This is a genomic window from Micromonospora sp. NPDC007271 (assembly GCF_040634005.1).
Classification (GTDB): Bacteria; Actinomycetota; Actinomycetes; order Mycobacteriales; family Micromonosporaceae; genus Micromonospora.
This window is the reverse complement of record NZ_JBEYER010000007.1, coordinates 1-23,704: the sequence shown is the minus strand read 5'-3', so window position 1 is coordinate 23,704 and position 23,704 is coordinate 1. Positions and strand designations below refer to the sequence as shown.

The 23,704-nt window shown below is 74.3% G+C and carries 22 protein-coding genes; all 22 read right to left on the bottom strand.

From position 1 onward, the window contains the following. Window positions 1-25 precede the first annotated feature (25 nt). Window positions 26-1,585, bottom strand: a complete 1,560-nt coding sequence (locus tag ABZ570_RS04495; RefSeq protein WP_358056723.1) for an AAA family ATPase — start codon at window positions 1,583-1,585, stop codon at window positions 26-28. A 117-nt stretch (window positions 1,586-1,702) separates the two neighbouring features. Next, the gene (locus ABZ570_RS04490) at window positions 1,703-2,581 is read right to left on the bottom strand and encodes a hypothetical protein (protein ID WP_358056721.1); all 879 of its coding nucleotides are present in this window, start codon (window positions 2,579-2,581) and stop codon (window positions 1,703-1,705) included. A gap of 39 nt (window positions 2,582-2,620) precedes the next feature. Further along, complete coding sequence (locus ABZ570_RS04485) at window positions 2,621-3,565, bottom strand: RluA family pseudouridine synthase (protein ID WP_358056719.1); 945 nt, start codon at window positions 3,563-3,565, stop codon at window positions 2,621-2,623. Continuing rightward, the gene (gene lspA / locus ABZ570_RS04480) at window positions 3,562-4,188 is read right to left on the bottom strand and encodes a signal peptidase II (protein WP_358056717.1); all 627 of its coding nucleotides are present in this window, start codon (window positions 4,186-4,188) and stop codon (window positions 3,562-3,564) included. Before lspA ends, ABZ570_RS04485 begins: the two co-directional genes overlap by 4 nt. Before the next feature lie 69 nt (window positions 4,189-4,257). Next, window positions 4,258-4,677, bottom strand: a complete 420-nt coding sequence (locus ABZ570_RS04475) for a TraR/DksA family transcriptional regulator (protein WP_358056715.1) — start codon at window positions 4,675-4,677, stop codon at window positions 4,258-4,260. A 222-nt stretch (window positions 4,678-4,899) separates the two neighbouring features. Continuing rightward, window positions 4,900-6,399: a potassium/proton antiporter gene (locus ABZ570_RS04470; protein WP_358056713.1), complete on the bottom strand. Its 1,500-nt coding sequence runs from the start codon at window positions 6,397-6,399 to the stop codon at window positions 4,900-4,902. Window positions 6,400-6,421: 22 nt separating this feature from the next. Next, complete coding sequence (locus ABZ570_RS04465; protein ID WP_358056711.1) at window positions 6,422-6,730, bottom strand: DUF167 domain-containing protein; 309 nt, start codon at window positions 6,728-6,730, stop codon at window positions 6,422-6,424. Window positions 6,731-6,732: 2 nt separating this feature from the next. After that, window positions 6,733-7,410, bottom strand: coding sequence for a hypothetical protein (locus ABZ570_RS04460; RefSeq protein WP_358056709.1), 678 nt, complete (start codon window positions 7,408-7,410; stop codon window positions 6,733-6,735). 72 nt (window positions 7,411-7,482) lie between these two features. Then, entirely contained in the window at window positions 7,483-8,286 is an 804-nt protein-coding gene (locus ABZ570_RS04455) for a DivIVA domain-containing protein (RefSeq protein ID WP_358056707.1), read from the bottom strand. A 41-nt stretch (window positions 8,287-8,327) separates the two neighbouring features. Then, window positions 8,328-8,633: a YggT family protein gene (locus ABZ570_RS04450; protein ID WP_358056705.1), complete on the bottom strand. Its 306-nt coding sequence runs from the start codon at window positions 8,631-8,633 to the stop codon at window positions 8,328-8,330. A gap of 28 nt (window positions 8,634-8,661) precedes the next feature. Further along, window positions 8,662-9,357: a cell division protein SepF gene (gene sepF / locus ABZ570_RS04445; RefSeq protein ID WP_358056703.1), complete on the bottom strand. Its 696-nt coding sequence runs from the start codon at window positions 9,355-9,357 to the stop codon at window positions 8,662-8,664. A gap of 193 nt (window positions 9,358-9,550) precedes the next feature. Beyond that, the gene (locus ABZ570_RS04440) at window positions 9,551-10,300 is read right to left on the bottom strand and encodes a YggS family pyridoxal phosphate-dependent enzyme (RefSeq protein ID WP_358056701.1); all 750 of its coding nucleotides are present in this window, start codon (window positions 10,298-10,300) and stop codon (window positions 9,551-9,553) included. 9 nt (window positions 10,301-10,309) lie between these two features. Continuing rightward, window positions 10,310-11,425, bottom strand: coding sequence for a cell division protein FtsZ (gene ftsZ / locus ABZ570_RS04435; RefSeq protein WP_358056699.1), 1,116 nt, complete (start codon window positions 11,423-11,425; stop codon window positions 10,310-10,312). A gap of 238 nt (window positions 11,426-11,663) precedes the next feature. After that, window positions 11,664-12,482 carry an FtsQ-type POTRA domain-containing protein gene (locus ABZ570_RS04430; RefSeq protein ID WP_358056697.1) on the bottom strand — a complete coding sequence of 273 codons (819 nt, stop codon included), beginning with the start codon at window positions 12,480-12,482 and terminating at the stop codon, window positions 11,664-11,666. Beyond that, on the bottom strand, window positions 12,479-13,969 hold the full coding sequence (murC, locus tag ABZ570_RS04425; RefSeq protein WP_358056695.1) for a UDP-N-acetylmuramate--L-alanine ligase: 1,491 nt from the start codon (window positions 13,967-13,969) through the stop codon (window positions 12,479-12,481). Before murC ends, ABZ570_RS04430 begins: the two co-directional genes overlap by 4 nt. Window positions 13,970-14,054: 85 nt before the next feature. Continuing rightward, window positions 14,055-15,161 (bottom strand): undecaprenyldiphospho-muramoylpentapeptide beta-N-acetylglucosaminyltransferase, encoded by a 1,107-nt coding sequence (gene murG / locus ABZ570_RS04420; RefSeq protein WP_358056693.1) that lies wholly within the window; start codon window positions 15,159-15,161, stop codon window positions 14,055-14,057. Further along, on the bottom strand, window positions 15,161-16,576 hold the full coding sequence (locus ABZ570_RS04415) for a putative peptidoglycan glycosyltransferase FtsW (RefSeq protein ID WP_358056849.1): 1,416 nt from the start codon (window positions 16,574-16,576) through the stop codon (window positions 15,161-15,163). Before ABZ570_RS04415 ends, murG begins: the two co-directional genes overlap by 1 nt. A 256-nt stretch (window positions 16,577-16,832) precedes the next feature. Next, a complete protein-coding gene (gene mraY, locus ABZ570_RS04410) occupies window positions 16,833-17,960 on the bottom strand; it encodes a phospho-N-acetylmuramoyl-pentapeptide-transferase (protein WP_358056691.1) in 1,128 nt (375 codons plus the stop codon). Then, window positions 17,957-19,354 (bottom strand): UDP-N-acetylmuramoyl-tripeptide--D-alanyl-D-alanine ligase, encoded by a 1,398-nt coding sequence (gene murF / locus ABZ570_RS04405; protein WP_358056689.1) that lies wholly within the window; start codon window positions 19,352-19,354, stop codon window positions 17,957-17,959. The genes mraY and murF overlap by 4 nt, the downstream gene beginning before the upstream one ends. Next, window positions 19,351-20,871 carry a UDP-N-acetylmuramoyl-L-alanyl-D-glutamate--2,6-diaminopimelate ligase gene (locus ABZ570_RS04400; RefSeq protein WP_358056687.1) on the bottom strand — a complete coding sequence of 507 codons (1,521 nt, stop codon included), beginning with the start codon at window positions 20,869-20,871 and terminating at the stop codon, window positions 19,351-19,353. The genes murF and ABZ570_RS04400 overlap by 4 nt, the downstream gene beginning before the upstream one ends. Window positions 20,872-20,962: 91 nt before the next feature. Next, window positions 20,963-23,215 carry a penicillin-binding protein 2 gene (locus tag ABZ570_RS04395; RefSeq protein ID WP_358056685.1) on the bottom strand — a complete coding sequence of 751 codons (2,253 nt, stop codon included), beginning with the start codon at window positions 23,213-23,215 and terminating at the stop codon, window positions 20,963-20,965. Window positions 23,216-23,218: 3 nt separating this feature from the next. Further along, window positions 23,219-23,704 (bottom strand): hypothetical protein (locus ABZ570_RS04390; RefSeq protein WP_358056683.1); only part of this gene is annotated, 486 nt, incomplete at its 5' end.

The window sequence follows — 23,704 nt, the reverse complement described above, 5'->3', positions numbered from 1 at the left end:
GCCGGGGCCGGGTGGGGGGCGGTGGTCACCGGGCGAACGGCTCCAGCATCACCGCGGCGGCCCTGAGCCAGGCCTGCCGGGTCTCCGCCTGCAGCTGGTGGTGGTCGATGGAGGAGCCGGTCTCCAGCGCCGGGTCGTAGGGCACCACGGCGACCGCCCGGGTCCGGGTGGCGAAGTGTCGCTCCAGGTCGTCCTGGAGCGGGCTACGCCCCGGCGTCGGGCAGGAGATCAGGGTGACGGCGTTGTCGGCCAGCTCGCCCATGCCCACCTCGTGCAGCAGGTCGAGCATCCAGTCCGCGCTGAACGCGGCGTCCTCACGCGGCACGGTGGTCACCACGAGCTGGTCGGCGGCCTGCATGACCGTACGCCAGTTCGGGCTCTCCACGTTGTTGCCGGTGTCCACACAGACCACGTCGTGGGTACGCCGCAGCAGCTCCAGCACCCGCTTGACGGTGAACTGGTCCAGCCGCTGGGCGAACCGGGGGCTCTCCTCGCCGGCCAGCACGTCGTACGAGCCGTCGGAGGCGTGCCGCAGGTAGTCGTCGAGGTGCTCCAGCAGGGCGGCGCCCTCCAGGATCTCGATCTGGGCGAGGTCGTGGATCAGGTGCCGGATGGTGCGGGCGTGCCGGGCGCTGCCGGCCCGCAGCCCGAGCGTGCCACGCAGTTCGTTGTCGTCCCAGGCGAGCACGCCGCGCCCGCGCACGCTGCCCACGGTCGCCGCGGCGAGCACCGTGGCGGTGGTCTTGTGCACCCCGCCCTTCGGGTTGGCGAAGGCGACCACCCGGGGGCCGCCCAGCTCGCGGCGGAGCACCCCGGTGGCCCGTTCCAGCTCGGTGTCCGGCGCCGGGGCACGCCACTCGACCCGGGCCCGCTCGGCCCGGGTCGGATAGCCCTCGGCGGCGGGCGGGGCCGGATAGCCGTCGGCGGCGGGCGGGGTCGGATAGCCGTCGGCGGCGGGCGGGGTCGGATAGGCCGGGGCGGTCGGGGCCGGCTCCGGGGATTGGTGGTTCTCGGGCCGGTAGCGGCCCCGGTCCAGCAGCGCGTACCGGGACTCCGCCGGCGGTTCGGGCCGGTAGCCCTGGTCGAGCAGCGCGTACCGGGGCTCGACGGAGGCGGTGCCCCGCCCGCGCGGCGCCGGTTCGGGCTCGGGCCGGTTCGCCGGCTCGCCCCGCCAGGACGGCTCGGCGCGCTGCTCCGGCTCGGCGCGGTACGCGGGCTCCCCCCGGTACGGCGACTCGGCGCCGTAGCCCGGGTCGGCCCGGTAGGCCGGCTCCACCCGATAGGTCGCCTCGGCCCGGTACGGCGGCTCGGCGCCGTAGGAGGGCTCCGCGCCGTACGAGGGCTCGGCGGGCGGCCCGACGGGCTGGGCCCGGCCGGTCCAGCCGGCCCCGGCGGCGCGCCGGGGCAGCGGCTCGGGGGGCGGTGGTGGCTGCTCCTCGACGCGGCGCTCCGCCTCGATGTGCTCCACACCGCGACCGCTGAGCCGGGCCCGGTCGAGCAGCGCCCGCCATCGCGGTGCCGGCTCAGCCTGCCGACCCCAGCCGGTCTCGCTGCCGTCCACGGCTCCGCCCCTCCCCAGCCCCATCGATCATTGCCTGACAGGCTACGAACGAAACCCTATGCGGAACACACCCGGCTCACCACTGCCCCCCGGCCCCCCGTCGACCGCCGGCCCGGACCACGGCCCACCGGCGGGCACGTCTCAGGAGGTGGGGCCGGGGTTCGGGGGTCCCGCACCGGTCGGCGGCCGGTTGGCCGGGGGTGAGGACCCGCTCACCGTCGGTGCGGCTTCCGACGAATCGCCCACCCGCGCCTCGGTCAGGCCGGTGTCGGCCGGCGGCCGGACCACGTCCCGCTGCTCGGGCAGCGGCGGGGTGAACACCGTACGGTCCAGCCGCCGCACCTCCGGCGCGGCGTCGACCACCCGTACGCCCGGTCGGGCGGCCAGGCCCCGCAGGGCGTCCGGAGTGTCCCGGACCACGGCGGCGTACACGCAGGCGCAGCCCGACCGGTAGGCGGCCGCCTCCCGGGCGGAGACCGACGCGCCGGTGTCGTACACCCGACGCAGCTCGGGGTCGGCGGAGGCCGCCGGGGCGGCGGCGCGGGCCCGGTAGTCGGCGGCCTCCCGGTCCTTGCGCGCGGCCAGCTCGGCCATCCCGGCGACCACGTCGTCGGGCAGCCGCAGCGCGGCGAGCCGGACGATCTCGGTCTGCCGCCCGGGCAGCGGCACCCGGGCGACCACCGCGGAGACCGGGGTGGCGCCCAGCGTGTCGGCCAGCCGGGCGGGCGTCAGGTAGGCCGCGAACGAGACCAGGGCGTAGTCGCCCACCCCCGGGGTGGCCGGGGCGGCCAGGGCGGCCAGCTCGGTGGCCGCGGCCCGCTGGTAGTCCGGGATGGAGTCGCCCTCGACCACGCCGACGCGGGTGACCTCACCGACCGTACGGTCGGTCACGGGCTCACGCCGGCGGTCCCACAGCGCGGCGACCAGCACCGCCAGCGCGCAGGCCAGCGCGATCCAGGTGAGCCGGCCGGACCGCGACGGCCGGCGCCCGGACGGGCGCGGCGATACGTCGGCGGGCACGGTGCTCCCCTCGTCGGGCGGTCGGGCGGTGCGGTGCGGTCAGTCGCGGAGGATCTCCAGCGCCCGGGCCAGGTCGTCCGGGTAGTCGCTGACGAAGGTGACCTCCGCGCCGGTACGCGGGTGCAGGAAGCTCAACGAGCGGGCGTGCAGCCACTGCCGGGCCAGCCCGAGCCGGGCCGAGAGGGTCGGGTCCGCGCCGTAGGTGAGGTCGCCCACGCAGGGGTGCCGCAGGGTGGAGAAGTGCACCCGGATCTGGTGGGTACGCCCGGTCTCCAGCCGGACGTCGAGCAGGCTGGCCGCCGGGAACGCCTCCAGCGTGTCGTAGTGGGTGATGCTCGGCTTGCCGCCGGAGACCACCGCCCAGCGGTAGTCGTGGTGCGGGTGCCGGTCGATCGGCGCGTCGATGGTGCCGCGCAGCGGGTCGGGGTGGCCCTGCACCACCGCGTGGTAACGCTTCTCCACCTCGCGGTACTTGAACGCCCGCTTCAACGCGGTGTACGCCTGCTCGCTCTTGGCCACCACCATGATCCCGGTGGTGCCCACGTCGAGCCGGTGCACCACGCCCTGCCGCTCGGCCGCGCCGCTGGTGGAGATCCGGTGGCCGATCGCGGCCAGGCCGCCGATGACCGTGGGCCCGGTCCAGCCGGGGCTCGGGTGGGCGGCCACCCCGACCGGCTTGTCCACCACCACGATGTCGTCGTCGGCGTGCACCACGGTCAGCCCGGGCACGGCCTGCGGCACCACGGTCGGCGGGGCGGCCGGCGCGGGCAGCGTCACCTCCAGCCAGGAGCCGGCCTTGACCTTGTGCGAGTTGGCCCGGACCACGCCGTCGACCAGCGCGTCCCCGGCGTCCACGAGGGCGGCCGCGGCGGTCCGGGAGAGGCCGAAGAGCCGGGCGACGGCCTGGTCGAGCCGCATCCCGTCGAGGCCGTCCGGAACGGGCAGGGAGCGGTGGTCGCCGCCGGCGGCGAAGGCGGAGGTCACGCCTGCCCCCGCTGCTCGCCGCCCCGGGCCGCCTCGACGGACGTGGACCGGGCGGACTCCGCCGGCTCGGCGCCGGCCCGGCCGCCGTCGCGCTGCCGGCCGGTCAGCTCCAGCAGCACGGCGAGGACCACCCCGCACACCAGGGAGCTGTCGGCCAGGTTGAACACCGGCCACACCTGCCCGTACGGGTCGAAGAGGCTGATCATGTCGACCACGTGGCCGACGAAGTGCCCGGGCGCCCGGAAGATCCGGTCGGTGAGGTTGCCCAGCGCCCCGCCGAGCACCAGCCCGAGCGAGACGGCCCACGGCAGCGAGCGCAGCCGCAGCGCCATCCAGCCGATCCAGGCGATGACGCCGAAGGTGATCAGCGGGAAGACCCAGGTGTAGCCGGAGCCGATGCTCCAGGCCGCACCGCTGTTGCGGGTCAGGGTGAGGTAGACGGTGCCGTCGAGCAGCGAGACCGGACCCCGCCCGGTGAGCGACGAGAGCGCCAGCTGCTTGGTGACCAGGTCGGCGACGAGCGAGACCAGGGCGACGCCGAGAAGGACCCCGACCGCCCTGCGGTGGGGCGTGCCGCGGCGCGACTCGGCGGTGCCGGACCCGGCGGGCGGTGCTGCGGTCATCTGCTCCCCATCGACGCTTGCGACGGTGACCCTCACCGTCTGGCGATCAAGCCGCCGGGGGAGGGTGCCTCAGCGCCGCTCCTCCAGCTGCTTGCAGGTCACGCAGAGGGTGGCCGACGGGAAGGCGGCGAGCCGCTCCACCGGGATCGGGTTGCCGCACCGCTCGCACCAGCCGTACCCACCCCCGTCGAGGCGCTCCAGTGCGCGCTCGACCTGCGTGATCCGCTCCTTGATGCTGTTGGCGAGAGAGATCTCCTGCTCCCGCTCGAACGTCTTGGTCCCGGTGTCGGCCTGGTCGTCCCCGGCCGAGTCGGTCAGCCGGTCGCGCTGCAGCTCGGTGATCTCGCTCAGCGTCTGATCGTACTCGGCGCTCAGCTCATCCCGCCGGGCCGCCAGAGCGGCCCGGATCTTCTCGGTCTCCGCCGCGCTGCGGGTGGCCTTCGCCACCGGCTTGCGGCCGGCGGTCCTGGTATCCACTGGCTTCGCCATCGTCAGCTCCCTCGGCCGCGTACCGCGGCATCGGCGGTGCCTGGGCAGGGGCAACCGGCACCGGCGTCCCCCATGTACAAAACGGGCGCACGGCCGCCAGGCCGTGCACTCCGGAGGGTGGCAAGAATACGGAACGTACAGGCGTCCGACAACGTGCCGCACCGTCGCACCGCGATTCAGCCCCGAACAGCCACCAATCGGGACAAAGGGAACGCTAGCAGATCAACCGTCCCGGTCCTCGCCGTACTCGCCAAACCAGCGGGCCAACCGGCCCCGGCGGCTGACCGCGCGCAGCCGCCGCTCCACCTCGTCGCGGACCTCGGCGGTGGCGACGAGGAGCAGGCTGTCGCCGACCTTGAGCCGGGTGTCCGGGCCGGGCACGAAGCCCGCCCCGTCGCGCAGCACCAGGGTCACCGAGGCCCCCACCGGCAGCCGCAGCTCGTCCACGTGCACCCCACCCAGCCGGGACCCCGGCGGCACCTCCAGCTGCAGCAGGTCGGCCCGCATCCGTTCCAGCGGGGCCGTCTCGACCCGGATCTCGGCGGCCTCGGCCGGCGCGGTCACCCCGAGCCGCCGGGCCGTCGGCGCCAGGGTCCCCGCCTGGAGCAACGTGAAGATCACCACCAGCACGAAGACCGCGTCGAAGAGCCGGTCCGCCCCGGGCACCCGTTCCGACAGCGGGATGGTGGCCAGCACGATGGGCACCGCGCCGCGCAGCCCGGCCCAGGACAGGAAGAGCTGCTCACGCGGACGGAACCGGAACGGCAGCGCGGAGACCGCCACCGACAGCGGGCGGGCGAGCAGCACCAGGGCCAGCCCGGTGACCACCGCCGGCAGCACCGCCGCGCCCAGCCGGTCCGGCGCGACCAGCAACCCCAGCAGCACGAACAGGCCGATCTGGGCCAGCCAGGCCAGCCCGTCGGCGAACCCGAGGATGGCCTGCCGGTGCGGCAGTCGGGCGTTGCCGAGCAGCACACCCGCGACGTAGACGGCGAGGAAGCCCGAGGCGTGCAGCACCGAGCCGGCCGCGTACGCCAGCACCGTGAAGCCGACCACCGCGATCGGGTAGAGACCGGCCGACGGGAGCGCGGCCCGGCGCAGCGCGTACCGGCCGGTGATCCCGGCCGCCGCCCCGACGGCCGCGCCGACGCCCAGCTCGTAGCCGACCAGGAGGACCTCGTACCACCAGGGGTGGGCCGCGGCGACGTCCCGGGACAGCAGCAGGACCACGATCACCGCGGGGGCGTCGTTCATGCCCGACTCGGCCTCGAGGGTGGCCACCAGCCGGGGCGGCAGACGCAGCCGCCGCAGGGTGGCGAAGACGGCCGCCGCGTCGGTGGAGGAGAGCACCGCGCCGTAGAGCAGCGCCAGCCGCCAGTCCAGCCCGAGCAGCAGGTGCACCACGACCCCGACCACCACGATGCTGACCAGCACGCCGACCGTGGAGAGCGCCGCGGCCATCCCGAGCACCGGACGCAGGGTGCTCCATCGCGCGCTCAGCCCGCCCTCGGCGATGATCACGATGAGGGCGCAGAACCCGAGCACCCGGGTCAGCTCCACGTCGTGGAACCGGTGCCCCAGGGCCTCGTCGACCACCACCCCGAGCGCGAGGTAGACCAGCAGACTCGGCACGCCGAGCCGGGTGGAGAAGCGCACCGCGCCCACCGCGACCAGCAGGACGGCCGCGCCGAGCAGCAGCGCGAGATCGAGCCCGGGGGTCATCCGCGGCCGGCCCGGGCGGTCCTCACTCGGCCGACCCGTCCCGCAGCCGGCGCAGCACGTCGGGCAGCCCGGGCGCCGGGCGCTCGACCAGGAAGAGCTTGTCCCGGCTGGCCGCACCGACGCGCAGCGAGACCGCTGCCGGCCGGACGCCGAGGGCGTCGGCGAGGGCCCGGCGAGCCGCCTCGGTGGCACGGCCGTCCACGGCGCGGGCGGTCACGGCGATGACCAGGGCCGGCCCGTGCGGGCCGTCGAAGCGCCCGCCGACCCGGGCGCGCGAGGAGCCGGGCTTCACCCGTACGGCGACGGTGATCGTGTCGTCCACGGTGCTCATGGTCAACCAGACTGGGCATCGGTGAGCAGGACGGTGGCGGGGCCGCAGCGGGCGCACGGGGTGAACCCGAGCCCGACCGCCTCGGCGACGGGCAGCGCCTCGTCCTCCCGGCCCGCGAGGTGGGGGCAGTGGGGCAGGTGGAACCGGGGGTGGCCGTCGACCACCCGGACCGGATCGTCGAGCCGGGCCAGCCGGGCGAGGTCGCCCGGGGACACCTGCTGCGCGGGCGGTTCGGGGGCGTAGGGACCCCCGGCGGCCGGTGAGGTGGGCGTCGGAGCCGCCACCACGGCGTCGGCCTCGAACGGCTCCCGCTGCCCCGGCGGGGCGTACGGATCGGTGCCGGAGGGCTCGCTCGGGTCGGTCACCGGGGACCCGGGTGGTTGCCGCCACCCAGGGCCACCGGCATCGACCGTCGACGAAATGCGCTGAACCGGGATCTCCGGTCCCCCGGGCCGGGACCCGTACGGGTCGCCGGTCGGTGCGGTCCGGAGGCGCGGGCCCGTGGTCCGGCCCGCCGTGGCCCGGTTGGCGGCTGCCTGGCGGGCACCCGCGACCAGAGCCACGGCGGCCAGCAGGCTCGCCGCGATGGAGGTGATCAGCAGCGGACTGGACCCTTCGGCCAGCCCGACCACCAGGAGCACGACCGCGACGAGGATGAGCAGGATGCTGGTGACTATCACGGCTCACCCCCGCCGCGTCGTGTCGGTCTGCGCGGTCAGCGGCCGGCTACGCGGCGGCCGCCGACAGCGGGATCAGCGGCCGGACTCGAGCGAGCCGGCGCGCCCACCGCCGTAGGAGCTGGCCAGGCCGGCGGTGGCGAGGCCGTTGCTGCCCCCGGCGGCACGGTTGCCCTCGGCGCGGTTGATCTCGGCCTCGAGGCCCTGGCCCCGACCGTCGAGGTCACGCAGCTGGCTCTCCAGGTACGCCTTGAGGCGGGTGCGGTACTCGCGCTCGAACTGCTTGAGCTCCTCGATGTGCTTCTGCAGCGCGGTGCGCTTGGCGTCCAGGCCGCCCATGGCCTCCTGGTGCCGCTGGCGCGCGTCCCGCTCGAGGGCGTCGGCCTTGGCGCGAGCCTCGCGGGTGACCTCCTCGGCCTTGGAACGGGCCTCGGAGAGGAGCTGGTCGGCCTCGCGGCGCGCGTCCGACACGTGGTCGTCGGCGGTGCGCTGGGCCATCATCAGCACCCGCAGCGCCTGCTGCTCGCCGTCGGCGCCGGCGGCAGGGCCGCCCTGGGCGCGGACCTGCTCCAGCTCGGCCTGCATCGCCCGGGCCGCCTGCTCGGCGGCCGCCTTGTCGCGCTGCACCCGGTCGAGCTGGGCCTTGACATCGTTGAGCTCCGCCGCGAGCCGGGCGTCGCCGCCGGGGCCGGCGGGAGCGCCGCCCCGACCGCCGCGCTCCACCTGGGCGCGCAGCTCGTTGTTCTCCTCGATCAGACGGGCGAGCTCGCGCTCGACCTCGTCCAGGAACGCGTCGACCTCCTCCTCGTCGTATCCCCGCTTGCCGATCGGCGGCTTCTTGAAGGCGACGTTATGGACGTCGGCCGGGGTAAGCGGCATCGAAACTCCTCGGGTCAGTTGCGGCCGCGAAAGCGCGCTGGTCAGGCAAATGCCAGGAACAGCCGCCTAAACACGAACTCCATCAGCACGAACAGGATAACCAGGAGCACAAGCGAGGCCAGGTCGATGCTCACGGTACCAATCCGCAATGGTGGGATCACCCGCCTCAACGCGCGCAGGGGCGGATCAGTGACGCTCCACACCACTTCCAGTCCCACCGAGGCACCGCGACCCGGCTGCCAGCGGCGACCGTAGGCCAGAACGGCGCTGAGGACAAATCGGGCCAAAAGCACGAGCAGGAAGAAGTAGGCGAGCAGGTAGAGCACCTGGAACAGGATCGACAACACGGCAGGCGACGTCCCTCGGTCGAGCGGGCTAGCTCAGGCTGAAAAAGCCGCCCTCAGCGATCTTGGCCTTGTCCTCCGCGGTGACCTGCACATTTGCCGGTGAGAGCAGGAACACCCGGTTGGTCACGCGCTCGATCGTACCGCGCAGTCCGAAAGCGAGCCCGGCGGCGAAATCCACCAGACGGCGGGCATCCGCCTCGTCCATTTCGGTGAGGTTGATGATCACGGGTACGCCGTCCCGGAAATGCTCGCCGATGGTGCGCGCCTCGCGGTAGGTCGTCGGGTGCAGGGTGGTGATCTGGTAGCGCTGCTCCTCCTCGGCCACCACCGCCCGCTCCCGGGGGTGCACCTGCGGCGCGAGGGCGAGGTTGTCGCGGGTGTGGTAGGTCAGCGCGCCGGAGGTCTCGCCCGCACCGGAACGGGTGATCGACCGGACGCTGGACCGCTCGGCCCGCTCCGAGCGCTCGACCTCGGCCCGGTCGGTCTCCGCCGCCCGGCTCGCGGCGCGCTCGGACAGCCGGCCCCGGTCGCCGAGCCGACCCCGGCTCGCCGGGCGCTCCTCGGACTCCTCGTCCTCGTCGTCGGCGAACTCCTCGGAGTACCGGCTCGACCGGTAGCGCGAGTCCCGGTAGCCACCCTTGTCGTAGCCACCGTCCTCGTACGCCCGCTCGTCGTCCTCCTCGACGAGCCCGAGCCAGACCCCCGCCTTGCGCAGTGCACCCATCCCCGCGCCCTTCCGTCCGCCGTGCGGCACGCACCCCCGTGCCATGTCGCTTGATCACGAGTGGACAAGATGCCCACCGGACCGGATCGGCAATCCCCCGGGCGAGCGGTTCGCGGCCCGCTCACCACGGCCCCCGGCTGCGGGAACGCCGTTCCTAACCACACTGATGTAATTTGCTTCTCTCGCGGTCAGGCTACCGCAGCGTGGGACGCATTCCGAGCAACGCGCTCCCGACGCGGACATGTGTCGCGCCGTACCCGATCGCGCTCTCCAGGTCGCCGCTCATCCCGGCCGAGAGCGCCGCCGCCTCCGGGTACCGGTCGCGGAACCGCTGCGCCACCTCGGCCAGCCGGGCGAACGCGCGTTCCGGCTCCCAGCCCAGCGGAGCCACCGCCATCAGCCCGCCCAGGCGAAGCGCCCCGCCGTCGGCCACCGCCGCGGCCACCGGGTCGAGCCCCCGGTCCGGGTCCGCCGAGTCGGGCAGCGCCCCACCCCGCGCCGGGTCGCCGTCGATGCTCACCTGCACCAGCACCTCCAGCGACCGGTCCCGGCCGGCTGCTGCGGCGGCGGCGTCCAGGGCGACGGCGAGCCGCACGCTGTCGACCGACTGGACCACGTCGGCGTACCGGACCACCGAGCGGCACTTGTTGCGCTGCAGCTGGCCGATGAAGTGCCAACGGGGCATCGCCCCGGCCGCCGCCACCTCGGCGGCCTTCGGCGCCGCCTCCTGGTCGCGGTTCTCCCCCACGTCGGTCACGCCGAGCCCGGCGAGGGCCACCACGTCGCCGGCCGGGTACGTCTTGGTCACCGCGACGAGCGTCACCTCGCCACGGTCCCGACCGGCGGCCGCGCAGGCGTCGGCGATGCGGGTACGGACCCGGGCGAGCCCGGCCGCGAGCTCGGCGCGACGATCGGGTCGCACCGGGGCAGGTGTGTCGGTCATCGGTACGGCTCAGGACCCGTTCTTGAGGAAGTCCGGCACGTCGACGTCGTCGAAGAGCACCCGACGCGGCGACTGCTGCGGGGCCGGCATGGTGGCCGGCGGGCTGACCGGCGCGTTCGGCTGGGCCGGCTGGTTCTGGTTGGTCTTGCGGGCCGGCTCGACCGCCTTGTACGCGGGCGCGCCCCCGTCGAAGCCCGCCGCGATCACCGTCACCCGCACCTCGTCGCCGAGCGCGTCGTCGATGACCGCGCCGAAGATGATGTTGGCGTCCGGGTGCGCTGCGTCCGTGACCAGCTGCGCGGCGTCGTTGATCTCGAACAGGCCCAGGTCGGAGCCGCCGGCGATGGAGAGCAGCACGCCGCGGGCGCCGTCCATGCTCTGCTCCAGCAGCGGGCTGGAGATGGCCGCCTCGGCCGCCTCCACGGCGCGGTTCTCGCCCCGGGCGCTGCCGATGCCCATCAGCGCGCTGCCGGCGCCGCTCATCACGCTCTTGACGTCGGCGAAGTCCAGGTTGATCAGACCGGGCGTGGTGATCAGGTCGGTGATGCCCTGGACACCGGAGAGCAGCACCTGGTCGGCGGTGCGGAAGGCGTCCATCATGGAGATGTTGCGGTCGCCCAGCGCGAGCAGCCGGTCGTTCGGGATGACGATGAGCGTGTCGCACTGGTTGCGCAGCTCCTCGATGCCCGCCTCGGCCTGCACCTGGCGGCGCTTGCCCTCGAACGAGAACGGTCGGGTGACCACGCCGATGGTGAGCGCGCCGAGCTTGCGGGCGATGTTCGCCACCACCGGCGCGCCGCCGGTGCCGGTGCCGCCGCCCTCGCCGCAGGTCACGAAGACCATGTCGGCGCCCTTGAGCACCTCCTCGATCTCGTCGCGGTGGTCCTCGGCGGCGTTCTTGCCGACGTCCGGATTCGCGCCGGCGCCCAGCCCCCGGGTCAGCTCCCGGCCCACGTCGAGCTTGACGTCGGCGTCGCTCATCAGCAGCGCCTGCGCGTCGGTGTTGATCGCGATGAACTCGACGCCCTTGAGCCCAACCTCGATCATCCGGTTGACGGCGTTGACGCCGCCGCCCCCGATGCCGACGACCTTGATGACCGCCAGGTAGTTGTGCGGAGGTGTCATCTCCGGTCCTTTCCCTTCGAGATTGGCATGGGCCGACCCCACACGGCTTGGCCGGACCAGCGGAGGGGCATTGCCCAGCGAGGCCGACGACCGAAACCCTCACCCTCTACTAGAGGCTTAGGGCAATGTCAACCACTGATCTCTTCGGGGCAAGGTATGCGCCGCCGCGCGATGAGCCAAGGACCCTTTCGGCGTGTCGCCGGCCGGAGCGGGACGGGTCACGTTCCTGGCCGGCCGGTCACCGGAAGGTGACCACGTCCGGGGCGCTGACGTCGATCGTGTCGGCTTTGCGACCGAGCAGCGCGGTGGCCACCTTGGACTTGTCCGCGCCCCGGGTGGCGTCGCCCCAGACCACCGTCCGGTCGCCCCGCAGCCGCAGGCTGATCCGGGCCAGCCCGGCGACGTCCACGGCGACCAGTTCGGCGCGCAGCTGCGGGCTGAGCGCGGCGAGCACCTCCAGCCCGGCCCGGGTGCCCGGATCGTCCGGGGCCGGCCGGCCGACCCGGATCACCGCCAGCCCGTCCGGGGCCCGCGGCACGGTCCGGAAGACCACCCCGGTGCGGTCGATCACCGCGTACCCGTCGCCCTGTGGGACCGCCGCCGCCGGGGTCCGCTCCACCACCCGGATCACCAGGGCGTCCGGCCAGTCCCGCGCCACCGTGGCCCGTTCCACCGGGGCGAGGGTGCCCACCCGCCGGGCCGTCGCCGCCAGGTCCACCCGGGCCAGCGGAGCGTCGTCCGGGACGGCGGCCGCCTCGCGTACCTCGACCGGGGTGACCAGCTCCGCGCCGACCACCCGTACCTCCCGCACGCCGAACAGGCCGGTGCCGAGCAGGGTCCAGGCGACCATCCCGGCGACGGCGAGCACGGCGACGGTGGCCGCCCAGGGCAGCGCCGCGCGCATCCGGCGCTGCCGGGCCCGCGCCATGAACCGCCGGGTGGAGGGCGGCACCGCGTCCGCGCCGGCACGGACCAGCTGCCACCGCCGTACCGGGTGGCGCCGGCCGGCCCCGCCGTCCTGCCCGGGCGTCCGGCCGCGGGCCGGACCGGGGCTCATCCGGCCGTGGCCGCCGCGCCGTCCGGACCGACGCCGGTGCCGACCCCCGCCGCGTCGCCCGCCCCGACGGTACGGGCCAGCAGGGCGTCGAGCAGCTGGTCGCCCATCAGCGAGATCGGCGGCGCGCCCATGGTCACCACGACGTCGCCGGGCCGGGCCCGGCGGGCCACCTCGGCCGGCACGTCATCCCACGCGTCGACGAAGACCTTCCGGTCGGCCGGCAGCGGCACCGCCTCCATCAGCGCCACCGAGCCCTCGCCCGGCTGGCGCAGCTCGCCCGGGCCGAACACCTCCAGCAGCACCACTTCGTCGGCGATACCGAGGGCGGCGGCGATCTCCGCCTGGAGGTCGCGGGTGCGGTAGAGCCGGTACGGCTGGAAGACCACGATCAGCCGGCCCTCGCCGGCCACCTCGCGCAACGTCTGCAGGGCCAGCGTCATGGCGGTCGGGTGGTACGCGTACTCGTCGTAGACCAGCACGCCGTCCGCGACGCCCTTGCGCTCGAAGCGCCGCCGGACGCCGGGGAAGGCACCCAGCGCCGCCTCGGCCGCCTCGACCGGCAGCTCCAGCAGGTACGCGGCGAGCACCGCGGAGGCGCTGTTGAGCCCCATGTGCCGCCCCGGCACCGGCAGCCGGATCTCGCCCAGCGACCGGCCCTCGATCTCGGCCAGGTAACGCACCCCCTGGGCGGACGAGGCCGTCCCGCTCAGCCGCAGGTCGGCGTCGGGCGACTCGCCGTACGTCCAGACCCGGCGCCCCTCGGCGCGCAGCGTCTCGGCCAGCCGCCGGCCGCCCGGATCGTCGGCGCAGGTGACGATGAACCCCTCGGGGTCGGTGAGCCGGGCGAAGTCGGCGAACGCCGCCTCCAGGGAGGCCAGGTCGCCGTAGGTGTTGAGGTGATCCGCCTCGACGTTCGTGATGATCGAGACGTACGGGCGGTAGATGAGGAACGAGCGGTCGCTCTCGTCCGCCTCGACCACGAAGTATTCACCCGTGCCGTGGTGCGCGCCGGAGCCGACCTCGGAGATCTCCCCACCGATCACGAAGGACGGGTCGGTGCCGGCCTGCTGGAGCACCATGGTGACCATCGAGGTGGTGGTGGTCTTGCCGTGCGTGCCGGCCACCGCCACCGTCCGCCGGCCGGTCATCGCCGCGGCGAGGGCCTCGGACCGGTGCAGCACCCGCAGCCCGCGCCGGCGCGCCTCGACCATCTCCAGGTGGTCCTGTGGGATCGCCGAGGAGTAGACCACCGTGTCCACGCCGTCCAGGTTGGACGCCTCGTGGCTCATGTGGATGGTGCCGCCCAGCGCCCGCAGGCCGGCCAGGGAAGGCCACTCCCGCAGCTCGCTGCCGGAGACCGGCAGACCCCGGGTGAGGAAGAGCCGGGCCAGCCCGCTCATGCCGACCCCGCCCACGCCGATCAGGTGGATCCGGCCCAGATCCTCCGCGGTCATCGTGCCGGCGGGGGTGAACTGCGCGGTGTTCATGAGAGGCGCCTTCCCGTCGCGGTGGCAAACGTCATGGTGCGGTCAGGGTTCGCGACCGCGGGGCTCGCAAGCTCGCTCCTCGCGCTCACCTGGCCACCGCCTCGTAGACGAAGTTCAGCAGGGCCACGTCGCCGTCGCGCCGGCCGTACGCGGCCGCGGCGGCGCCCATCGCGGCCAGCCGCTGCGGGTCCCGGACCAGCGGGATCACGGTGCCCTCCAGCCAGGCCGGGGTCAGCTCGCCGTCGTCGACGAGCAGCCCGCCGCCGGCCTCCACCACGGGCAGCGCGTTGCGCTTCTGCTCCTGGTTGCTGTGCGGGTACGGCACGTAGATGGTGGGCAGGCCGATCGCCGCCACCTCGGCACAGGTCATCGCGCCGCCCCGGGCCAGCATCAGGTCGGCGGCGGCGTAGCCCAGCTCCATCTCGGACAGGTAGGGCAGGGTCACGTACGGCACCGGCAGGTCGGTCGGGATGGGGACCGGCTCGTTGCGCGCGCCGATCACGTGCAGCACCTGCACCCCGTTGCGGGCCAGCTCCTTGGCCGCCCCGGAGACCGCCAGGTTGATCGAGCGGGCGCCCTGCGAGCCGCCGGCGACGAAGAGCACCGGCAGGTCGGGGCGGAGACCGAAGTGGGCCCGGGCGGCGTTGCGCACGGCGGCCCGGTCCAGGCCGGCGATGCCCCGGCGCAGCGGCACCCCGACCACCCGGGCGTCGCGCAGCGACTCCGCCTGCGCCGGCTGGTGCGGGAAGCCCACCGCGACGTGCTTGGTGAACTTCATGCCGAGCCGGTTGGCCACGCCCGGCGGCACGTTCACCTCGTGGATCACGATCGGCAGCTCGCGCCGCCACGCGGCCAGGTAACCGGGCACCGAGACGTACCCCCCGAAGCCGACCACGACGTCGGCCCGCACCTCGTCGATCACCTTGCCCGCCGCGCGGGCCGCCTTCCACATCCGGTCCGGGGTACGGACCAGGCTCATGTTGATCGAGCGGGGCAGCTGGTAGGCCGGGATCTGGCGCAGGTCGTAGCCGGCCGGCGGGATCAGCTCGTTCTCCAGGCCCTTCGGTGTGCCGAGGCAGGTGATCCGGACGCTCGGGTCGTGTCGGCGCAGGCAGTCGGCGAAGGCCAGCAACGGGTAGATGTGGCCACCCGTACCCCCTCCGCAGAGCACCACCGAACGCAGCGGACCCATCAGCGTCTCCTCTCGCTCGCCGTGCCGGCGCGCGTCCGGCCCGGCCGGGGGCCGCGGGCTGCGGCCTGGTCGTCGGCCCGCCGCACCCGGGACCGGGGTACGGACCCTCGGTCCGACGGTGGCGACGCCGGTCTGCGGCGCCGGCCGGGAAGCGGCGGCAACGGGGCCCAGACTAGTCGGACCCATCGGGCGGGTGGACGGGCATGCAGGGCTCGGGCCGCATCCGGCTCGGCGCGGGCGAACGAGGCGAGCATGCCGACCGCCGCGAGGGTCACGACCAGCGCGCTGCCGCCGTCGGAGATGAACGGCAGCGGTACGCCGGTCAGCGGCAGCAGCCCGACCACGCCACCGATGTTGATCACGGCCTGGCCGACCAGCCAGGCGGTGACCCCGGCGGCGGCGAGCCGGCGGAACGGGTCCTCCACCCGCCGGGCGATCCGCAGCCCGGTGTACGCCAGCACGGCGAAGAGCACCAGGATCACGGTGCAGCCGACCACGCCCAACTCCTCGGCGATGATCGCGAAGATGAAGTCGTTGTGCGCCTCGGGCAGCCAGCCGAACTTGAAGGTGCTCTTGCCCAGCCCGACCCCGAACCAGCCGCCGTGCTGGACCGCGTACCGGGCCTGCACGAGCTGGTAGCAGTACTGCAACTCCTCCTCGAAGCAGGTCTTCGGGTCGGGCGGGTTCACAAACGAGGTGAGCCGGCCCAGCCGGTAGTTGTCGGCGTCACGCGACCCGGAGCCGGCCCCCAGCGACGCGGCGGCGACCAGCAGGCCGACGCCGAGCAGGCCGACCGCGGACAGGGTGGCGAACACCCGCATTCGCACGCCGGCCGCCCAGAGCAGGCCGACCACCAGGGCCAACAGGCAGATCATGCTGCCCAGGTCGTTGTAGCCGACCAGCACGAAGAGCAGGCCGACCACCGGGAAGAGCGGGGTCGCCAACTCCTTCCACCAGCCCAGCGTGGCCCCCTTACGGGCCAGCACGTGCGCGCCCCAGAGCACCAGTGCGAATTTGGCCACCTCGGCGGGCTGCACCGAGATCGGGCCGAGGTGCAGCCCGAGCAGGCTGGCCTCGAGCGGGCCGATCGACTCGACCCGGAACAGCGCCTCCAGCGCGCCCAGCAGGTTGAGGATCAGCAGCAGCACCACCGCCACGCCGAGCGCCGGCCGGGCCAGCGCCCGGAAGGTGCGGGCGGGCAGCCGCTGGCAGGCCCAGAACGCCACGATGCCGATCACCGCGTAGATCGCCTGTTTGACCAGGGTGGCGGAGGCGTCGCCGCTGTCGGCGTAGTCCCGCACGCTGGTCGCCGAGAAGACCATGGTCAGGCCGATCAGCAGCAACAGGCCGGCACTGGAGAGCAGCAGGTAGTAGGAGGCCAGCGGCCGGGCCAGCAGCCCGCGCAGCGCGGCCAGGCCGCCGGCGGCGTCCCAGCCGAGCAGCGGGGCCGGTGGGTCCGCCGTCCGCGGCGACGCGGACGGCCGGCGGGCCGGCGTGCCGGTGGTGCCCTCGGTTTCTCGTCCCTCCCCCACCCGCTCATCATCGCGGGTCGACCCGCCCGCCCGTGGCCCAACCGCCCGGTCGGCGTGTCGGGGCACGGAAAGGGGTCCCGGCCGACGGCCGGGACCCCTTTCGGGCGCTGTTCGAGGCGGGCGGCCCGGTCGGCGGCGCTCAGCTGACGGCGGCGAGGAACTCGCTGTAGAACAGGCCCAGCGCGATGGCCACACCGATGCCGGCGATGATCCAGAACCGGACCACGATGTTGACCTCGCTCCAGCCGGCCAGCTCGAAGTGGTGCTGCAGCGGCGACATCCGGAACACCCGCTTGCCGGTGGTGCGGAAGGAGATGATCTGGATCACCACGGACATCGTGATGATCACGAACAGCGCACCGATGATCGGCAGCAGCAGGATGGTCCGGGTGGACATCGCCATGCCGGCGATCAGGCCGCCCAGGCCGAGCGCACCGGTGTCGCCCATGAAGATCCGGGCCGGTGAGGTGTTCCACCAGAGGAAACCGACGCAGGCGCCGGCCGCCGCGCCGGCGATCAGGGCGATCTCCAGCGGGTCGCGGACGGTGTAGCAGTACGCCTCGGTGTAGTTCGGGTCGGCGCACCAGTGCCGGTACTGCCAGAACGCGATCAGCCCGTACGCCGCGAGCACCATCACCGACGCGCCGGTGGCCAGGCCGTCCAGGCCGTCGGTGAGGTTCACCCCGTTCGTCGCCGCCATCACCACCAGGACGATGACGATCACCGCACCGATCTTGCCGATCTCCAGCGCCGGAATGTCCCGGATGAAGCTCAGCGTGGTGCTGCCCACCGTCTCGGCGTTGGTCCGGTTGCCCTCCGGGCCGTACATGTTGCTGGGGAAGTAGAGCGCCACCACGCCGAAGATCGCGCCGACCAGGATCTGGCCGGCGAGCTTGCCGCGCTTGTTCAGGCCGCCGCTGTGCCGCTTGCGGACCTTGAGGAAGTCGTCGATGAAGCCGACCGCGCCGGAGAACACCATCAGCCCCAGCAGCACCAACGCGGTGATGGTCGGCTCGACCTGGGCGATCTGCGCGTCCGGCAGAGTGGTCAGGGCCAGGTGGCCGGCGACGTACGCGATCACCGTGGCCAGGATGAAGACCACGCCGCCCATCGTCGGCGTGCCCTTCTTGCCCTCATTGCTGGCGAGCCCGAGGTTTGATCGGATCGGCTGGCCGGCCTTCAGCCGGGCGAACACCTTGATCGCGATCGGGGTGCAGAAGAGCGAGATGAGGAAGGCGACCCCGATGGCGACGATCACCGCCCTCATGAAGCAGCCCCCTCGGTGGCGTCCGCGCGCAGCGCGTCGACCACCTCCCAGGTGCGGTACCGGGAGCCCTTCACCAGGACCACGTCACCCGGACGTAGCTCGCTCCGCAGCACCTCGACGGCCGCCGCCTGATCGGTGAGCAGCACCGACTCTCCTCCCCAGTCACTTACCGCTGTGGCGCCTTCATGGATCGGCGCCGCCGGCTCGCCCACCACGAGCAGCCGATCGACGCCCAGCTCGGCCGCGAGCCGGCCGACCTGCTGGTGCCCCTGGAGTTCGAAGTCGCCCAACTCGGCCATGTAGCCGAGCACCGCGACAGTACGCCCCGACCCCCGCATGCTGGCCAACGCCCGCAGCGCGACCGCCATCGAGGCCGGGTTGGCGTTGTACGAGTCGTCGATCACGGTGACCCCGTCGGGGCGCTCGAACACGTCCATCCGCCGGGTCGAGACGAGGCCCAGCTCACCCAGCGCGGCGGCCAGGTCGGCCAGGGGCATCCCCAGCTCCCGGGCGACCGCGGCGGCGGCCAGGGTGTTGGAGACCTGGTGCCGCCCGGCCAGCCCGAGCCGCACCGGCGCGCTCCCCTCCGGGGTCACCAGGGTGTACGACGCCCGTCCCCGCTCGTCCAGCGACACGTCCCGCGCCCGCACGTCGGCCCGCTCCGACTCGCCGTACCGGACCACCCGGGCCTCGGTGCGGGCGGCCATCGCGTCGACCAGCGGGTCGTCGGCGTTGAGCACGGCCAGGCCGTCGGCCGGCAGCGCCTCCACCAGCTCCCCCTTGGCCAGGGCGATGGTCTCCACCGAGCCGAACTCGCCGAGGTGCGCGACCCCGACGTTGAGCACCACCGAGATACGCGGCGGCACCACCTCGCACAGGTAGCGCACGTGCCCCACCCCGCGGGCGCCCTTCTCCATGACCAGATATCGGGTCTCCGGGCCGGCCTGCAACGCGGTGTACGGGTGCCCCAGCTCGTTGTTGAACGAGCCGGGCGGCGCCACGGTCGGGCCGAGTCGGACGGTGAGCTGGGCGATCAGGTCCTTGGTGGTGGTCTTGCCGGAGGAGCCGGTGATCCCGATCACGGTCAGCCCCGGGAGCCGGTCGACCACCGTGCGGGCCAGCCGCCCCATCGCGTCGAGCGCGTCGGCGACCAGCACCATCGGCACGCCGGGCGCCTCCCGGGTGCCGAGCACGGCCACCGCGCCCGACGCCACGGCGGCGGCGGCGTAGTCGTGCCCGTCCACCTTCTCGCCGGGGAAGGCGACGAAGAGCCCACCCGGGCCGACCTTGCGGGAGTCGAACTCGACCGAGCCGGTGACCCGGACGTCCGGCTCGGCGGCGGCCAGCCGCCCGTCGACGGCCGCGGCCACCTCGGCCAACGTCAGCGGGATCATGGCTGCCTCACCAGGTCGCCGAACCGGGCGCGCAGCGCCGCCGCCAACTCCACCCGGTCGTCGAACGGCAGCACCTCGCCGTTGATCTCCTGGCCGCGTTCCTGGCCCTTGCCCAGCAGCGCGACGATGTCACCCGGTTCGGCCACCCGGACCGCCTCCTCGATCGCGACCCGCCGGCCGGGCGCCTCGATGACCCGCGCACCGGCGTCCGCCGCGTACGCCCCGGCCAGCACCTCGGCCCGGATCGCGGCCGGGTCCTCGGTGCGCGGGTTGTCGTCGGTCACCAGCACCACGTCGGCACCGTGCGCGGCGACCTCGCCCATCACCGGCCGCTTGCCCCGGTCCCGGTCGCCGCCGGCGCCCACGACGCAGATCAGCCGGCCGCTGGCCAGCCCCCGCAGGGCGGCCAGCACCGCCTCGATGGCGTTGGGCTTGTGCGCGTAGTCGACCACGCCGAGCACCGGGGCGTCGCCGCTGACCAGCTCCAGCCGCCCGGGCACCCCGCCGCAGGAGGCCACCCCGGCCGCGGCGGTGGCCGGATCGACCCCGGCGGCCACCAGGGTGGCGATGGCGAGCAGGGCGTTGGCCACGTTGTGCCGGCCGGGCAGCGCCACGCCGGTGGGCAGGGTCAGCCCGTCCGGGCCGTGCACGGTGAAGCGCTGGGCGTACCCCTCGCCCGCCACGCCGTCGGCCCACCAGGTGGCGGCCGGGTCGCCGGCCGCCGAGTAGCTGACCGTGGCCGGTTTGAACAGCGGCCGCAGCGCCGGGTCGTCGTGGTTGAGCACCTCGATCTGGCAACGCCCGTCGAAGAGCTTCGCCTTGGCGGCGAAGTAGTCCGCCTCGTCGGCGTGGAAGTCCAGATGGTCGGAGCCGAAGTTGGTGTAGCCGCCGACGTTGAACCGCACCCCGCCGACCCGCCCCATGGCCAGGGCGTGGCTGGAGACCTCCATCACCACCGCGTCGACCCCGCGCTCCCGGGCCACGGCGAGCATGGCGTGCAGGTCGGTCGCCTCCGGCGTGGTCCGGACGCTGTCGATCACCAGGTCGCCGAGGCGGGTCTCCACGGTGCCGATCAGGCCGGTGGTGTGCCCGGCGGCGCGCAGCCCGGACTCGATCAGGTAGCTGGTCGAGGTCTTGCCGGCGGTCCCGGTCACGCCGATCACGGTGAGGCCGGCCGTCGGGTCGCCGTAGACGGTGGCGGCGACGTCGCCGAGCACCGCCCGCGGGTCGTCGACCACCAGGGTGGGCAGGCCCGTGGCTGCGGCCAGCGCCACGCCGGCCGGGTCGGTGAGCACGGCCACCGCGCCGGCCTCGGCCGCGGCGGCGGCGAACTCCGCGCCGTGCCGGCGGGTGCCGGGCAGGGCCGCGTAGAGGTCGCCGGGCCGAACCTCCTGGCTGGCGTGGGTCACCCCGGTGACGGCCACCTCGGCGCCTTCCGGCGGGGCGATCGCCACCCGGGCGGCGAGGTCGCCGAGCCGGACGCGATTCACGGTACGGGGACGCGGATTGCCGGGCACGGCGTCAGACCCTACCCGGTCGTCCGGTCCCGAGCGTACAGCCGCCCCGGTGGTTTGTCGCCACTCACCGATGATGTCCCTCCGTGCCCGGTCAGTGCGGAAAGACCTCAAACTTGGGGGACCGATCGGTCGTCGACGGCGGCACCCGGTAGTGGGCGAGAGTGAAGCCCATCATCTCCCGGAAGGCCGGCGCGGCCACCGTGCCGCCCTCCCCGCCCGGGCTCCAGACGAAGACCGCCACCACGTACCTCGGCTTCTCGGCCGGCGCCATTCCGATGAACGAGCCGACCGCGCCGGGCTGGCGCTTGCCGTCGACGTACCGCAACCCGGTGCCGGTCTTGCCGGCCACCCGGTAGCCGGGTACGGCGGCGGCCAGGCCGGTGGCCCGCTCGTACGGGCCGTTGTCGACCGTGGTGACCGCCTCCAGCATCCGGCGCAGCGCGGCCGCGTTCTGCGGGCTGAGCACCGGCCGGGTGACCGGGGCGGCGGCCGGCGTCCGCTTGCCGTCCGGGCCGATCACCTCCTTGACCAGGTGCGGCTGGACGTACGTGCCGTCGTTGGCGATCGCGGCGTACGCGGCGGCCATCTGCAACGGGGTGGCGTCCACGCTGTGCCCGATCGGCACCGACCCGTACGACGAGTCGCTCCACTCGTCGGCGGGGAGCAGCCGCCCGGAGGCTTCCCCGGGCATGCCCTCGCCGGTGGGCTGCCCCAGCCCGAACCGCTTCTGGTAGTCGATCAGGCGGTCCCGGCCCAGCTTGCCGGCGATCTCGATGGTCCCGACGTTGGACGAGAAGGCGAGCATGCCCGGAAGGCTCATCCGCCGCCCGTTGGCCGGGTGGGTGTCCTCGAAGGTCGTGTCGCCCCTGGTGATCGTGTTGCTGACCGGGAAGGCGGTGTCGGGGGTGATCACCCCCTCCTGGAGCGCCGCCCCGAAGGTGATCGCCTTGTGCACCGAACCGGGATCGACCACGAAGCTGGTGGCGGCGTCCTCCCGGTCGGCCGGTCGGGCCTTCTCCGGGTAGGCCGCGTTGTAGCCGGGGTAGCTCGCTTGGGCCAGCACCTCGCCGGAGGGGATCTCGATGATCACCGCGGCGCCGACGCCGCCCCGGGTCCGGGCCAGCTGGGCGGAGAGGATGCGCTGGGTCTGGTACTGGAGGTCACGGTCGATGGTGAGCTGCAGCGAACTGCCCGGCTTCGCCAGGGTCGTCTGGCTGTAGCCGCCCGGGATCGGCGCCGCCAGGTCGCCCTGCCCCACCTCGTACGTCTTCTTGCCCGGCTGGCCCTCCAGGAGGTCGTCGTACTTCGCCTCCAGGCCCTCCAGCCCGGTCATGTCCGGGCTGACGAAGCCGACCAGGTTGGCGGCCAGATCGCCGCCGGGCACCTCGCGCCGCTCGTCCCGGTGCACCCGGATGCCGGCCAGGTCCAGCGCCATGACCTGCTTGGCCTTGTCGATGTCGACGCCGCGGGCCAGGTACGCGAAGCGGGACGGGGTGCTGGTGCCCGGCAGGGTACGCGGCCTCATCTTTTCCGCCAGGTCGGAGGCGGGCAGCCCGAGCAGCGGGGAGAGCTGCCGGGCGGTGGCGAACCGGTCCTTGACGAGGGTCGGGTCGGCGTAGACGTAGCGCGCCTCGACGCTGTGCGCGAGCGGGGCGCCGGTGCGGTCGTAGATGGCCCCCCGGGGGGCCGGCAGCTCGACCGCGACCACCCGGGCGGGCAGCCCGCCGTCGGCGTACGCCGGGGTGGTGACGGTCTGCAGGACGACCAACCGGATGCCGATGCCGGCGAACAGCACGAGAGCGAGCAGCGTGCCGAGCCGCAGCCGGCGGCGCGGGTCGGCGAGCCGCGGCGGGCGGCGCGGCTTGCGCACCGGCCGGCGGGCCGCGGCCGGCCGCTCGGGCCGGCGCGGCCCCGGGCGGCGCCGCGGCGGCGCCTCGTCGTCGTCGAAGGGCTCCCGCACCGGACGCCCCGAGACGGTCCGCACCGCGCGGGCCCGACCCCCGGCGGTCTCCCGGCGGCCGGCACGGGCGGCGCCGGCCCGGCCGCTCTCGTGCCCCTCCGCGGTCTCCCGGCGGCCGGCCCGGGTCGCCCCGGCCCGGCCGCCGTCGAGCACCTGCAACGCCGGACGGAACGGATCGCCGGAGCGGCTACTGCGCGGGATACGCCGCTGCCCGGTGCCGCCGCCGTCCCGGACGGTCCGCCCCCGCGGCGTGTACGCCCGCGCGTCGGAGATGCCGCCGATGCCCGGCTCGCCGGAGCGGGGGTCGGCACCCCGACCGCCCGGGGACGCGCCGCGCCGGGAGCCCGTGGCGTCCCGGCGCGGTTCCTCCGATCTCGGCGGCACCGCTCAGCCTCCGTTGCCCTGCTGGCTGGTGATGGCCGGCGCGTCCTGCGCCGGGTGCGGCACACCGATCACCTTTCCGTCCGGCAGCCGGATGTACGCGAGCCCGCCGGGCTCGACCAGCCCGAGCTTGCGGGCGTTGGCGGTCAGGTTGCCCGGCTCCTTCTGCTCGGCGATCTCCTTCTCCAGTTGCTGCTGGTCGACGTCGAGCTTGGCCTGCTGATCCTGCAGCTCGCTCAGCTTGAACGCGTTCTCGTTGATCTTCGTGTTGACCGCGAGGATGCCGAGCACCCCGCCGACCACCAGCACCAGGATCAGGCCGACGAACGGCGCCCGCGGCACGGACACCGGCGGCGGCGGGGCGACCCGCAGCCGCGGCGCCGGCGCGCCGGTCGGCCGGGTCCGCTCGGCCGGCCGCAGCGCGGCGCTGCCCTGGGCTCGTCGAAGTGCCGCCGCAGGTACGCCGTCGACAGCCCGTGCAGTCCGCCCACC

Coding starts and splice junctions, on each gene's coding strand:
- ABZ570_RS04495 (WP_358056723.1), bottom strand. CDS start 1,585: ATGGGGCTGGGGAGGGGCGGAGCCGTGGACGGCAGCGAGACCGGCTGG.
- lspA (WP_358056717.1), bottom strand. CDS start 4,188: ATGACCGCAGCACCGCCCGCCGGGTCCGGCACCGCCGAGTCGCGCCGC.
- ABZ570_RS04475 (WP_358056715.1), bottom strand. CDS start 4,677: ATGGCGAAGCCAGTGGATACCAGGACCGCCGGCCGCAAGCCGGTGGCG.
- ABZ570_RS04470 (WP_358056713.1), bottom strand. CDS start 6,399: ATGACCCCCGGGCTCGATCTCGCGCTGCTGCTCGGCGCGGCCGTCCTG.
- ABZ570_RS04465 (WP_358056711.1), bottom strand. CDS start 6,730: ATGAGCACCGTGGACGACACGATCACCGTCGCCGTACGGGTGAAGCCC.
- ABZ570_RS04455 (WP_358056707.1), bottom strand. CDS start 8,286: ATGCCGCTTACCCCGGCCGACGTCCATAACGTCGCCTTCAAGAAGCCG.
- sepF (WP_358056703.1), bottom strand. CDS start 9,357: ATGGGTGCACTGCGCAAGGCGGGGGTCTGGCTCGGGCTCGTCGAGGAG.
- ABZ570_RS04440 (WP_358056701.1), bottom strand. CDS start 10,300: ATGACCGACACACCTGCCCCGGTGCGACCCGATCGTCGCGCCGAGCTC.
- ftsZ (WP_358056699.1), bottom strand. CDS start 11,425: ATGACACCTCCGCACAACTACCTGGCGGTCATCAAGGTCGTCGGCATC.
- ABZ570_RS04430 (WP_358056697.1), bottom strand. CDS start 12,482: ATGAGCCCCGGTCCGGCCCGCGGCCGGACGCCCGGGCAGGACGGCGGG.
- murC (WP_358056695.1), bottom strand. CDS start 13,969: ATGAACACCGCGCAGTTCACCCCCGCCGGCACGATGACCGCGGAGGAT.
- murG (WP_358056693.1), bottom strand. CDS start 15,161: ATGGGTCCGCTGCGTTCGGTGGTGCTCTGCGGAGGGGGTACGGGTGGC.
- mraY (WP_358056691.1), bottom strand. CDS start 17,960: ATGAGGGCGGTGATCGTCGCCATCGGGGTCGCCTTCCTCATCTCGCTC.
- murF (WP_358056689.1), bottom strand. CDS start 19,354: ATGATCCCGCTGACGTTGGCCGAGGTGGCCGCGGCCGTCGACGGGCGG.